This is a genomic window from Tenacibaculum holothuriorum (genome assembly GCF_002120225.1).
In the GTDB taxonomy this organism is placed as follows: Bacteria; Bacteroidota; Bacteroidia; order Flavobacteriales; family Flavobacteriaceae; genus Polaribacter; species Polaribacter holothuriorum.
This window is the reverse complement of record NZ_LAPZ01000002.1, coordinates 317,122-329,319: the sequence shown is the minus strand read 5'-3', so window position 1 is coordinate 329,319 and position 12,198 is coordinate 317,122. Positions and strand designations below refer to the sequence as shown.

Here is a 12,198-nt window from a genome sequence, read left to right as displayed (position 1 = left end):
TTCTGCTCTTTTTTTTGATATACTTACATTTTTATAACATAAATTTAAGATGTGCTTTTTGCATTTTCATACAAGTCGTAAATTTGTATAAAATTTATATCAATTGAAGATTACCCGATCAATTTTTGATTTTACACCCAACACAAAAACAATAGTTACTATTGGTACTTTTGATGGCGTACATATTGGTCATCAAAAAATAATAGAAAACTTGGTTGCTGAGGCGAAAAGAGATAATAAAGAATCAGTAGTGTTAACTTTTTTTCCTCATCCTAGAATGGTATTGCAACAAGATGCTTCTATAGAACTTATTAATACCATTAAAGAAAGAGCACAACGATTAGCCAAAACTGGGTTAGACCATTTAATAGTTCATCCATTCAGTAAAGAGTTTTCTCGACTAACCGCGTTAGATTTTGTTAGAAATGTACTAGTAAACCAACTTGATGTTAGTAAATTAGTTATAGGTTATGATCATCATTTTGGAAAAAATAGAGAAGGAAATATTGAGCAACTTACTGAGTATTCTCATTTATTTGATTTTACTGTAGAAGAAATTCCAGCGCAGGATATTGATAGCGTATCAGTAAGTTCTACTAAAATTAGAAGAGCATTACAAGGAGGAGGATTAAAAACAGCTAATAAATATTTAGGATACAATTTCTCTTTAACAGGAAAAGTTGTAAAAGGAAACCAGTTGGGAGGAAAAATAGGATTCCCTACAGCAAATATTCATATTGAAGAGAATTACAAACTTATACCTAAAGAGGGAGTATATGTTGTAAAAGCAAAAATTAATGGAGAAAGGTTTCATGGTATGATGAATATAGGTAATCGTCCTACAGTAAATGGAGCTAATAGAACTATAGAAGTTAATTTTTTCGATTTTGATGAAAACCTATACAATCAGCAAATAACAATCGAGTTATTATACTATTTAAGAGAGGAAGAAAAATTCTCTTCAGTAGAAGAATTAAAACTTCAATTAAAAAAGGATAAAGAAAATACTTTAAACTACTTAAAAACAATTGTACAATAGCATTGTTTAAAATTGTAACATCCTATATCTTTGCGGTTCTTAAAAAAATAAAAAGATGTTACAGGTTCAGTTTATTAGAGAAAACAAACAAACTGTTTTAGATGGATTGGCAAAACGTAATTTTACGAATGCCGAGGAAATGATTAACGAAGTATTAACTACTGATGAAACTCGTAGAGCTACACAAGTTTTATTAGATAATGTTAAAGCTGAATCTAACAAAATATCCAAGGAAATTGGTGGTCTTTTTAAATCTGGAGAAGTTCAGAAAGCTAACTTATTAAAAGAAAAAACTGGGCAGTTAAAAGTTCAAGATAAAGAATTAACTGAAAAGTTAAATGCTGCCGCTGATAGGTTAACAGAGTTGTTATATCAAATTCCTAACATTCCTCACGCATCTGTGGTTGCTGGAGTTAATGAAGAAGACAACGAAGAAATTTTCAAAGAAGGTATTGTTCCTAATTTAGGAGACGAAGCATTACCTCACTGGGAATTGGCTAAGAAATATGATATTATCGATTTTGAATTAGGAGCAAAAGTAAGCGGAGCAGGTTTTCCTATATATAAAGGAAAAGGAGCTCGTTTACAGCGTGCATTAATCTCTTATTTCTTAGATAAGAATACAGCTGCTGGTTATACAGAGGTTCAAGTTCCTCACTTAATTAATGAAGCTTCAGGTATTGGTACAGGTCAGTTACCAGATAAAGAAGGACAAATGTATCATGTAACTGCAGACGATTTATATTTAATACCTACTTCTGAAGTGCCAATTACAAATATGCATAGAGGAGATTTATTACAAGAAAGCGATTTACCAAAGGCATACACTGGGTATACTCCTTGTTTTCGTCGTGAAGCAGGAAGCTACGGAGCTCATGTACGTGGATTAAATCGTTTACATCAATTTGATAAAGTAGAGTTAGTTCGTGTTGAACACCCAAATAATTCTTACAATGCATTAAACGATATTGTTGAACATATTAAAGGAATTTTACGTGAGTTAAAATTACCATATCGAATTTTACGTTTATGTGGTGGAGATACTGGTTTTACTGCAGCATTAACTTTTGATTTTGAAGTATACTCAACAGCACAAAATCGTTGGTTAGAAATTAGTTCTGCATCAAATGTAGAAGCGTATCAAGCGAATCGTTTAAAATTACGTTTCAAAAATAAAGAAGGAAAAAGTCAATTAGCACATACCTTAAATGCCAGTTCTTTAGCTTTACCAAGAGTATTAGCAGGGATTTTAGAAAACTATCAAACTCCAGAAGGAATTAAAGTACCAGAAGTATTAGTTCCTTATTGCGGTTTTGATATGATTGACTAAAATAACAAAATTATAAATGTAAAAAACCCAAGCTTCAATTAAGAAACTTGGGTTTTTTGTTCCCCTTCAAAAATATATATTAGTTGGCAACCACTGCTACCATTAGTTTTTTGTATTTATTCATTTCTAATAACGCTTCAAAATATTTAGATATTTGTCCGTTTTTCATAAACATATTAGCGTTGTTCTTTGCTGTTTCGTATTGCTTAGTTAAATTTTTCATAGTGTTCGATGTTTAGTTATGTTTATTATATAGACAAGTTTCGTGCCAAAATGTTACAAACTTTCTTCTGAAAACAGTGTTTTTAATAATTAATTAACAAAAAACAGTAGATTTAATTAACAGTAGTATTCGTAAAACTTTGAGTATCTTTACTTTTTAGGTGATATTAATTTTTTTAAATAATTGATGAAAAAATATATTCTATTTATTTCTTTTTTATGGTTTAGCATGTTCGTTTTCGGGCAACAGAATCAATTTATTGTTGCTGAAAATTATTTTAGAAATAATGAATATGAAAAGGCTATTCAGTTATATAAGTCTTTATATGATAAAAGTCCATATAACACTACATATTTAGAAAGGTTAGTAAAATGCTATCAAGAAACCAATCAGTTTCATATTGTAGAAAATTTGATAAATAGTAGATTGAAGCAACAGCCCGATTTAGGTTACCTAAATGTAATTTTAGGACAAAATTATGAGCGTCAGCAAAATCAGGAATTAGCAAATGTTGAATATGAAAAAGCAATTAACTCCATAAATAAACAACCAAGTTTTGGCGGAATTATCGCTAATTTTTTCAGAAGTTATTCCAAACTCAACTTAGCAATTAAAGCGTATGAGCTTACAATGCAAAAAAATAATGGAGCTAACTACGGATTTCAGTTAGCCCAGATTTATGGTGAGCAAGGAGAGTTTGATAAAATGTTTGCATCGTATGTAGATATGGTTGATAAAAATGAAAACTATCTAAGTACAGTAAAAAGGTTTACGAGTAGATACATTACTGATGATTCAGAAAATGAAAACAATGTTTCCTTTAAAAGAGCTTTATTACGAAAATCGAACAGTAATCCAAAAGATATTTGGAACAACCTATTAGCATGGTTATTTATCAAACAAAAAGAATACAATAAGGCTTTAATTCAGCATAAAGCATTATTGGCTAGAGATGCTGATAATTTATCTGGAATTAAAGAATTGGGCAAAATAGCTTTTGAAAATGAAGATTACCAAGTGGCCAAAGAGTGTTTCGATATGGTTATTGAACGAACCAATTATCCAAGAGATAAATTCTTTGCGCTTAACAGAAAGTTACTAATAGCTGTTAAAGAAGAAAGCGCTGATACTGAAGAACAGTTTTTAAATGCGTTAAAGGATTATGGAGTAAATAGTAATACAGTTCCTATTCAAGTATCGTATGCTAATTATGTATTGTTTAAAGAGAAGAATCCAAGGAAAGCAATAGAAATTTTAGAAGAAGCTAAAAAATTTGCAAATTCACCATATTTAAAAGTTTTAGTGAAGCTTAAGTTAGGTGAAGCATTGGTTTTTGCTGAAAAGTTTAATAAAGCATTAATATACTTTGCTCAAGTACAGACGAAACATAAAAATAGTAGATTAGGTCAGGAGGCAAGATATAGAGGTGCACAAACGTCATATTTTAAAGGAGATTTCAAGTGGGCAAAAGCACAATTAAAAGTTTTAAAAGGTTCTACTTCTCAGTTAACTGCTAACGATGCCGCTTATTTGTTTTTAGTAATATCAGACAATGAACCGAAAGACAGTATTTCAACAGGATTAAAAGAATATGCAAAGGCAGACTTACTTGCTTATCAACAAAAAAATGACGAAGCAATAACTGTAATAGAAGATGTTATAGCAAATTACAAAGGACAATCTATTGAAGATGATATGTTGTTTAAACAAGCAACATTATATGAGAGAAAGAAAATGTACGACGAAGCCCTTTTAGTTTATGCAAAAGTTTTAGCTGTAGATGAAAAAGGAATTTTAGTAGATGATGTATATTACAAAGTAGCAGAGTTGTACAATAACAAATTAAATAATACAGAAAAGGCAAAAGAATACTATCAAAAGATTATTTTTGACCACCCAAATAGTATCTATTTAGTTGATGCTCGAAAGAAGTATCGAAAGCTAAGAGGAGACAATATTTAAAAACCATTAAAAGGAGTAAAATGTATATATACAACGTAACAGTTAATATAGATGAAAGTGTTCACGCAGAATGGTTAGTGTGGATAGAAAATCATATTCCAGAAGTATTAGCAACAGGAAGATTTGTAAGTGCTAAAATGACTCAGGTTTTAGTAAAAGAAGATATGGGCGGAGTAACCTATTCAATCCAGTACACAGCTAAAACAAGAGAAGATTTAGACGATTACTATAAGTACGATGCAGAAAAATTACGTACAGACGGAATGCAGAAATTTGCTGATAAAATGTTAGCTTTCCGTACTGAGTTAAAAGTAATTAATGAATTTTACCCAACAGTAAATAGTAATTAATCTTTTCAGAAAAAAAATCAAGATGTTAGAATAAGATTGACTCTTTATTCTTGTATCTAAAAACTGAAACATCGAGATAAAAACATGACTGTAAAAGCTAAAAAACATTTAGGGCAACACTTTTTAAAAGACGAAAATATTGCCAAAAAAATAGCCGATTCATTAACTGAAAACGGATATAATAATGTGCTTGAAATTGGTCCAGGAATGGGAGTTCTTACCAAGTATTTACTTGAAAAGAAACCAAAGATTACAGTGATGGAACTCGATTCTGAATCTGTTGAATATTTACACGAAACATTTCCCGTAGAGCATATTAAATTAGATACTTCTACCGATAACTTCAGTATTATTGAAGGAGATTTTTTAAAGCAAGATTTATCCAAAACGTTTAACGGAGAGCAAGTCGCTATTATTGGTAACTTTCCATACAATATATCATCTCAAATAGTTTTTAAAGCTATTGAGAATCGTGATTTGGTACCTGAGTTTTCTGGAATGTTTCAAAAAGAAGTAGCACAAAGAGTTGCCGAAAAAGAAGGAAGCAAAACCTACGGAATATTATCGGTACTAACTCAAGCTTTCTATGATGCAGAATATTTGTTTACAGTTCCGCCATCGGTATTTAATCCACCACCGAAAGTAGACTCTGGAGTAATCCGATTAATCAGAAAAGAAAATTATACTTTACCAGTAGATGAAAAATTCTTTTTTAGAGTAGTGAAAACTGCATTTAATCAACGAAGAAAAATGCTTCGAAGCAGTTTAAAATCTTTCAATCTTTCGGATACCTTAAAAGAAGACCCTATATTTGCGATGCGTCCCGAACAATTATCGGTGCAAAAGTTTATCGAGTTAACAAAAATGTTAGCTAACGATAACGTTTAGAAGTAACTATTGTGTTATCAGTTCGAGTAATTTTGAGGAACGAAAAATTGTATCGAGAACTAGTCAATGAATAACTTTTTCAAAGCACAATAGCTTAGAAAATAGAATATAAATCTCAACTCGAGTAAAAACGAATAAGCTATGGCATTAGAGATAACCAGAGCGCTTTTAAAAGATGTGCGCAACTTAGTACAAGCGCAGAATAATACCCAATTAGCCGATTTTTTTACCGATGTTCACCATGCAGATATTGCTGAAGTATTAGACGAATTATCGTTTGATGAAGCAGTGTATATTATTCGTTTATTAGATTCTGAAACAACCTCAGAAGTACTGATGGATGTTGATGATGATGTTCGTGAAAAAATTCTTGAACAGCTTACCGATAAAGAGATTGCCGAAGAAATAGAAGAATTAGATACCGATGATGCTGCCGATGTAATTGCAGAACTTCCTGAAGATCGTAAGCAGGAGGTAATGCAACAAATAGAAGACAAAGAGCACGCGAAAGAAATTGTAGAACTTTTACGTTACGATGAAAATTCTGCCGGAGGATTAATGGCAAAGGAAATGGTAAAAGTTAACGAAAACTGGAATGTGTTAACTTGTGTAAAAGAAATGCGTGTACAAGCCGAAGAGGTAACGCGAGTACATTCTATTTATGTAATAGATGATGACGGAAAGTTAAAAGGGCGCCTTTCTTTAAAAGACTTATTAATGGCATCAACCAGAGCAAAAATTGCTGACGTGTATATACCAAGAGTAGATTCTGTAAATGTACATGACTCTGCAGAAGATGTTGCTAATGTTATGCGTAAGTACGATTTAGAAGCTATTCCTGTTGTAGATGAATTAGGTGTTTTGGTTGGTAGGATTACAATTGATGATATTGTAGATGTAATTAAAGAAGAAGCGGAGAAAGATTATCAGTTAGCAGCGGGTATTACACAAGACGTAGATTCTGATGATAGTATTTTAGACTTAACAAAAGCTCGTTTACCTTGGTTGTTTTTAGGATTGTTAGGTGGTATTGGAGCTTTTTTAATAATGGGTAAGTTTGAACATACTTTTGAAGAAAACGCAGTTCTGTTCTTTTTTACTCCATTAATTGCGGCAATGGCAGGTAATGTTGGAGTTCAATCTTCAGCAATTATTGTGCAAGGTTTAGCGAATGATGATGTAAAAGGAAGTATAAAAAGTAGATTGATAAAAGAAATGCTTCTTGCTTTACTAAACGGAGTAGTTTTAGCGTTGTTCTTATTTGTATTCGTGTTTGTTTATGAACAAGATTTAATGAAAGCACTAGCAATTTCAGTGTCACTTGTGGTTGTAATAGTAGTTGCAGGATTAATAGGAACTTTTGTTCCACTGTTTTTAGATAAAAGAGGAATTGATCCAGCGATTGCAACAGGACCTTTCATTACCACGAGCAATGATATATTTGGAATCTTAATTTACTTTTTAATAGCGCAGCTTATTCTTGGTTTTTAACTTACATTATCCATTATCTCTTCAAGAGGAATAAATGCTTTTAGCATTAAAAAAGCTCCAAAAATAATAAGAACAACTCCCATTGCTCTTTTAATTCTGTAAATAACTAGAGGAGTCATTTTCTTTTTTAATTGCTTCGCTAGTAGTATTTTAGCTAAATCTGTTAAGGCATATCCAATAATAACTTTTACAAAGAACCAAAAAATACTGTTGGGATCCATGTCAAGTGAAGGTCCAATAACTACCATTATTCCTAACCATCCTGCTAAAACACCAATATTTATAAAGTTTAAAAAGAACCCGTTAATAAAAAGTTTAAAATAATTGTTGGCTTTGGGTACTTCAACATTCGTTTCGTCGATTTCTTTTTTATTGCTTTTATCTAAATAAGTGATTAAACCATATATTACAAGAATTAACCCTCCGACTAAAAATAAACGAGGATCATCTTTTATTTTTTCTAATAAAGTTCTACTACCGTAGTAAGCAATTAACATAAAAGATATATCTCCAGAAATAACACCTAAATCAAAAGCAATAGCAGCTCTAGCTCCTTTTAAAATACTTGTTTTTAAAAGCATAAAAAACACTGGCCCAATCATAAAAGCCATAAAAAAACCAATGAAATAAGGGTTTTTAAATTGAGAAATATCCATAGTTTATAAAGATAGCAGTTTTTAAGTTTGTATATAGGGTGTTTTTAACTATACTTCGTCAAAATCAACTACAATTTTAGAGGTTGTAGGATGAGCAACACAAGTAAGCACATAACCCTCTTCTAATTCATCATCTGTTAAAATAGAATTTTTAGTCATTACTGCTTTTCCTTCAGTAATTTTTGCAATACAGCTACTACAAACTCCGCCTTGGCAAGAATATGGAGCATCTAATTTATTACGTAAACTAGCAGCTAAAATTGTGTCGGTCTGTTTCATTGTGAAGCTTTCTTCTTCATCATCTAAAACAACTTTTACTTCTGTTTCTCCATCTTTAATTTCTGAAGTATTTTCTTCTGAAGTAGAAGCTGTAAACAATTCGAAATGGATATTTTCTTTAGAGAAGTTATTTTCTTCTAATGTTTCAGAAGCTATGTTAATCATTTCTTCTGGTCCGCATAAGTAAGCAGCATCGAAAGAAAAATCTTTATGCATGTTTTTAATAAAGTAGTTTACGTGACCTTTGTCAATTCTTCCGAATAAAGAACCTTCAACATTTTCTCTACTAAAAACATAATGTAGGTTAAATCGGTTAGGGTATTGCTCTTGTAAACCATTTAACTCATTGTAAAATATAGTGTCTTCTGCAGTTTTGTTACCATAAATTAAAGTAAAAGTAGCAGTGGTAGTATTTTCTAAAGTAGTTTTTACCATTGATAATACGGGTGTAATTCCGCTACCGGCAACAAAACCCAGGTAGTTTTTGTTTTCTTGGGGTTCTAAAATAAATTTTCCTTCTGGTTGGCTTACTTCAATTATATCACCATCGTTTAATTGAGTAGTAGCGAATACTGAAAAAGTTCCGTTTTCAACAGCTTTAATAGCAACTTTAATTTCGTTGCTTTTTTCCGAAGAACAAATAGAATATGCTCTACGAATATCGTTACCGTTAATTTCTTTTTTTAATGTTATGTATTGTCCTGCTTTGAATTGAAAAGCATTGTTTAATTCTGTTGGAATTGAAAATAAAATAGAAACAGCGTCTTTAGTTTCTTTGATTACTTTCTGAATAGCTAGTTTGTAAAAATTACTCATGTAAGTTTTTATTTGAGGCGCAAAAATAACGAACTATTAAATAATGAGCTGTTATTGAAATGATAAAATTATACCTAAGATTTTTATGTATAAGAAAATTATGTATATTTGCATACCTAAGTTTTTTAGGTATAAAGAAATATCTCACTATTATGGGAAATCAAAAATTATATAAAGGCTCATTACAAACGATTATTTTGAAGCTATTGGCTCAAAATGATAAGATGTATGGCTATGAAATTACACAAAAAGTAAAAGAATTAACAAAGGGAGAATTGCATATAACTGAAGGAGCTTTGTATCCGGCACTACACAAGTTAGAAGCTGAAGGTTTATTAGATGTTGAAGTTGCTAAAGTAGGAAATCGTTTACGTAAATATTACAAACTTACCGAGCAAGGAACTACCGAAACTGTAAATCGGTTGGCCGACATGCAAGAGTTTTTAAATACGATGCAGCAGTTGGTAAATCCTAAGCTTGGGTTGGAATAATGTATTAGAATATGGAAAAGAAAATAGTAATATCAGACGAACAATTACAGTTTTTAAGTAAGTATTTAAATAAGAAGTTTCCAAATTTAAGTCCGCAAGTGAAAATTGAATTAATGGATCACTTAATTTGTGGTTTTGAGGTAAAAGGAGGAGATGATTTTTATCAATACTTATCAAATGAGGAAAACTTTATAAAAGGTTTTATTAATAATGAGGTGAAAAATGTAAAGAAAACATATGGAAAACAAACATGGAGACAATTTTTTAGCTTTTTTACTTCTCGAGAGTTATTACCGATAACAATACTGACTCTATTCATTATTTTTTTAATTTCTAAAAGCATTAGTAACAAAAACGCTTGGTTAATATTTGTTGTTTCTACACACTTAATAATGATAGTTTCTGCCATTTTTGGTATGATAAATAAAAAACCATTAAGAAAATTAGATGAAGTTAAATATTTAGGCGCAGAAATATGGTTGCCTTTTTTAATGGTAACATTAGCAGATAATTTAGGGTTTAAAAATTGGTTGATTCAGAACGAATTTATTTTTACAGGTTATTGGTTTTTTACTTTTATATATGGCGTTTCAGCTTATATCGTTTTGAGAAGACAAAAGAAAATTATTTTAACAAAATACAAGGCTTTATTAAACTAGATGATGCAATTAACCAAAGAGCAAATACAACAAATAGAATGGTATTTAGATAGAAAAAGGCTACAATATATTGATGTGAGAATTGAAGTTTTAGACCATGTTATATCAGAAATAGAGCAAGCTACTAATACCGTAAGTTTTGAAAAAGCTTTTGAAAAAGTTAAGTTCAAATGGAATAAGTTATTAGAAGAAGACTCAAGTGTTTACTTAGGTTATGCTTATGTAAAACCCAAAGTCGTTGTTGAAAAACTTAAAAAATACGGTAAACCACACGCAATTAAAATCTGGAGTGTTTTTGCCATAATGCTATTGTTATTAAATTTTAAACAGGAAGTTTCTTTTAAAGGAATACAAATACTAAACTTTATGGCACAAGTTTGGATTTATATTTCGGCAGCTTTAATTCTTGTTGGGGGATTTTTAATAAGAAAGTCAAAAATTAAAACATCTTATAGTTTTCTATACAATAGTCAAGTATTACCATATATTCTATTTCCTTTTATGTTATTTGGTTCGTTTTTAACCCAAAGCGGAGGATTAGATATTTTTGAAATAGCGATGTTACTATTCAGTTTGTTTGTTTGTCAATTAGGTATAAAACTATACAAACGCCATTTTTTAACTGTAAAAAAATATAGTTTGAAATGCAGTTAACTGAAGAACAAGTTCAATACATAGAAAATCGTTTAGAAAAAGATGGTGTGAATTATTGGGATATCCGTATGGAAATGCTAGACCATGTAGTAACAGATGTTGAAAAAAGAATTGATTTAGGTGAAAAGTTTAAAGACGCTGTTCAAGATTCTTTTATTTCTTTAGGTTGGAAAGAAAATTTCAATGGAAGTTGCTTTGAAAAAGTAATAGCCGAAAAACTAAACGTATATTCTAGAGAATATGGAAGAAGCTTTTGGAAATATTTTAAAACATCAATAATTAATACGTCTACTATAGTGTTTAGTTTGAGTTACTTGATTGTATTTTATTCAATAAGTAAATATGAGTTAGTTTTTAAAATTGTTCTCTTTTCTTATTTAGCAGTTATGATAGCTTTTTTGTTTTATTATTTAACAAAATACAGGGTTCGTAAATCTGTTCAATTAGAAAGTGCATTGAGTAAGGCAACTTTTTCTTTAATGTTTATAAATGCATTTATATATATGCCAAAACTTTTTGAGATAGATGTATTAAATTATAGATTATTGACTACGGTGTTTTTTTGGTTCATTACAATACAATCGTTTTACGGAATAAGCTTTTTCAACAAAGAATATAAAAAAGTTAACAACATATATAAACAACTTATAGCATAATGAAATTAAACGATCAACAAATACAAGATTTATACAGTTTTACACGTCAGCATTATGTTGAGCATTACGATGTACAAACAGAGTTGGTAGATCATTTAGCAAATGATATTGAACAAATATGGGAGAGATTCCCAGCATTAACTTTTGAACAAGCTAGAGATAAGTCATTTAAAAAGTTTGGTGTTTTCGGTTTTATGAATGTGGTGGAAGAGAAGCAAAAACAAATGAATAAAAAATACTTTAAACTTATTTTAAGCTTTGTTAAAGAGTGGTTTAAACTTCCTAAAATAGCAGTTACTATAATGTTATTTGTTATTTTTTATCAGCTTCAAGAATTTTCCCAAGCGTATAATCTTTATATGGCAGTTTATTTTACTATAATTTTTATTGAATTATTTAAAATATATCAGTTTAAAAAGAAAATCAAGGACAAAACTTCAAAAACAGGAAAAAAATGGATGTTAGAAGATATAATGATGGCTCAAGGAATTGGTAGTGTTGTTCTTATTATGTTTTATGCGTTTGAATTTTCCCTTCCTAATAATAAAGAGTTGATAGAAATGAGTGAATTAAGAAGGTTTTTCGTCTCACTTATGGTGGTGTTAACTATACTAGTTTCTTATATAACGTTAATTGTAATTCCTCAGAAATCTGAAGAATTACTAGAAAAACATTATCCAGAATATAAATTAATTGCTAATTAA

At 30.1% G+C, this 12,198-nt stretch carries 14 protein-coding genes; 11 read left to right on the top strand and 3 right to left on the bottom strand.

The features are described 5' to 3' along the window. Positions 1–103 precede the first annotated feature (103 nt). The gene (locus WH52_RS04450; protein WP_086029727.1) at positions 104–1,039 is read left to right on the top strand and encodes a bifunctional riboflavin kinase/FAD synthetase; all 936 of its coding nucleotides are present in this window, start codon (positions 104–106) and stop codon (positions 1,037–1,039) included. A 55-nt stretch (positions 1,040–1,094) separates the two neighbouring features. Next, positions 1,095–2,369, top strand: coding sequence for a serine--tRNA ligase (gene serS, locus WH52_RS04445; protein ID WP_086029726.1), 1,275 nt, complete (start codon positions 1,095–1,097; stop codon positions 2,367–2,369). 79 nt (positions 2,370–2,448) lie between these two features. Here the strand turns inward: serS and WH52_RS14955 are convergent, their stop codons facing one another. Beyond that, positions 2,449–2,592 (bottom strand): hypothetical protein, encoded by a 144-nt coding sequence (locus WH52_RS14955; RefSeq protein ID WP_198938373.1) that lies wholly within the window; start codon positions 2,590–2,592, stop codon positions 2,449–2,451. Positions 2,593–2,778: 186 nt separating this feature from the next. Between WH52_RS14955 and WH52_RS04440 the strand changes: the two genes are divergently transcribed. The 4 genes from WH52_RS04440 (at position 2,779) to mgtE (ending at position 7,283) form a co-directional block, all read left to right on the top strand. Then, complete coding sequence (locus WH52_RS04440) at positions 2,779–4,554, top strand: tetratricopeptide repeat protein (RefSeq protein ID WP_086029725.1); 1,776 nt, start codon at positions 2,779–2,781, stop codon at positions 4,552–4,554. Between the two features lie 20 nt (positions 4,555–4,574). Beyond that, positions 4,575–4,904, top strand: a complete 330-nt coding sequence (locus WH52_RS04435) for a DUF4286 family protein (protein WP_086029724.1) — start codon at positions 4,575–4,577, stop codon at positions 4,902–4,904. A gap of 84 nt (positions 4,905–4,988) precedes the next feature. Beyond that, complete coding sequence (rsmA, locus tag WH52_RS04430; protein WP_086029723.1) at positions 4,989–5,792, top strand: 16S rRNA (adenine(1518)-N(6)/adenine(1519)-N(6))-dimethyltransferase RsmA; 804 nt, start codon at positions 4,989–4,991, stop codon at positions 5,790–5,792. A 141-nt stretch (positions 5,793–5,933) separates the two neighbouring features. Continuing rightward, positions 5,934–7,283 carry a magnesium transporter gene (gene mgtE, locus WH52_RS04425; RefSeq protein ID WP_086029722.1) on the top strand — a complete coding sequence of 450 codons (1,350 nt, stop codon included), beginning with the start codon at positions 5,934–5,936 and terminating at the stop codon, positions 7,281–7,283. Here mgtE and WH52_RS04420 read toward each other — a convergent pair. Next, positions 7,280–7,939 carry a LysE family translocator gene (locus tag WH52_RS04420; RefSeq protein WP_086029721.1) on the bottom strand — a complete coding sequence of 220 codons (660 nt, stop codon included), beginning with the start codon at positions 7,937–7,939 and terminating at the stop codon, positions 7,280–7,282. The genes mgtE and WH52_RS04420 overlap by 4 nt on opposite strands. Positions 7,940–7,987: 48 nt before the next feature. Continuing rightward, positions 7,988–9,034: a ferredoxin--NADP reductase gene (locus WH52_RS04415; protein WP_086029720.1), complete on the bottom strand. Its 1,047-nt coding sequence runs from the start codon at positions 9,032–9,034 to the stop codon at positions 7,988–7,990. Between the two features lie 152 nt (positions 9,035–9,186). Between WH52_RS04415 and WH52_RS04410 the strand changes: the two genes are divergently transcribed. The 5 genes from WH52_RS04410 to WH52_RS04390 are packed head-to-tail and all read left to right on the top strand — an operon-like array spanning position 9,187 to position 12,198. Beyond that, a complete protein-coding gene (locus tag WH52_RS04410; protein WP_086029719.1) occupies positions 9,187–9,525 on the top strand; it encodes a PadR family transcriptional regulator in 339 nt (112 codons plus the stop codon). Positions 9,526–9,536: 11 nt separating this feature from the next. Beyond that, positions 9,537–10,184: a hypothetical protein gene (locus WH52_RS04405; protein WP_086029718.1), complete on the top strand. Its 648-nt coding sequence runs from the start codon at positions 9,537–9,539 to the stop codon at positions 10,182–10,184. Then, complete coding sequence (locus WH52_RS04400) at positions 10,185–10,838, top strand: hypothetical protein (protein WP_086029717.1); 654 nt, start codon at positions 10,185–10,187, stop codon at positions 10,836–10,838. Beyond that, on the top strand, positions 10,829–11,494 hold the full coding sequence (locus tag WH52_RS04395; RefSeq protein WP_086029716.1) for a hypothetical protein: 666 nt from the start codon (positions 10,829–10,831) through the stop codon (positions 11,492–11,494). Before WH52_RS04400 ends, WH52_RS04395 begins: the two co-directional genes overlap by 10 nt. Further along, on the top strand, positions 11,494–12,198 hold the full coding sequence (locus WH52_RS04390) for a hypothetical protein (protein ID WP_086029715.1): 705 nt from the start codon (positions 11,494–11,496) through the stop codon (positions 12,196–12,198). The genes WH52_RS04395 and WH52_RS04390 overlap by 1 nt, the downstream gene beginning before the upstream one ends.

Excerpts from the sequence above, each read along its gene's own strand:
- WH52_RS04420 (WP_086029721.1), bottom strand. The coding sequence starts at position 7,939 with ATGGATATTTCTCAATTTAAAAACCCTTATTTCATTGGTTTTTTTATG.
- WH52_RS04415 (WP_086029720.1), bottom strand. The coding sequence starts at position 9,034 with ATGAGTAATTTTTACAAACTAGCTATTCAGAAAGTAATCAAAGAAACT.
- WH52_RS04405 (WP_086029718.1), top strand. The coding sequence starts at position 9,537 with ATGGAAAAGAAAATAGTAATATCAGACGAACAATTACAGTTTTTAAGT.
- WH52_RS04400 (WP_086029717.1), top strand. The coding sequence starts at position 10,185 with ATGATGCAATTAACCAAAGAGCAAATACAACAAATAGAATGGTATTTA.
- WH52_RS04390 (WP_086029715.1), top strand. The coding sequence starts at position 11,494 with ATGAAATTAAACGATCAACAAATACAAGATTTATACAGTTTTACACGT.
- WH52_RS04435 (WP_086029724.1), top strand. The coding sequence starts at position 4,575 with ATGTATATATACAACGTAACAGTTAATATAGATGAAAGTGTTCACGCA.
- serS (WP_086029726.1), top strand. The coding sequence starts at position 1,095 with ATGTTACAGGTTCAGTTTATTAGAGAAAACAAACAAACTGTTTTAGAT.
- rsmA (WP_086029723.1), top strand. The coding sequence starts at position 4,989 with ATGACTGTAAAAGCTAAAAAACATTTAGGGCAACACTTTTTAAAAGAC.
- WH52_RS04395 (WP_086029716.1), top strand. The coding sequence starts at position 10,829 with ATGCAGTTAACTGAAGAACAAGTTCAATACATAGAAAATCGTTTAGAA.
- mgtE (WP_086029722.1), top strand. The coding sequence starts at position 5,934 with ATGGCATTAGAGATAACCAGAGCGCTTTTAAAAGATGTGCGCAACTTA.
- WH52_RS14955 (WP_198938373.1), bottom strand. The coding sequence starts at position 2,592 with ATGAAAAATTTAACTAAGCAATACGAAACAGCAAAGAACAACGCTAAT.
- WH52_RS04440 (WP_086029725.1), top strand. The coding sequence starts at position 2,779 with ATGAAAAAATATATTCTATTTATTTCTTTTTTATGGTTTAGCATGTTC.
- WH52_RS04410 (WP_086029719.1), top strand. The coding sequence starts at position 9,187 with ATGGGAAATCAAAAATTATATAAAGGCTCATTACAAACGATTATTTTG.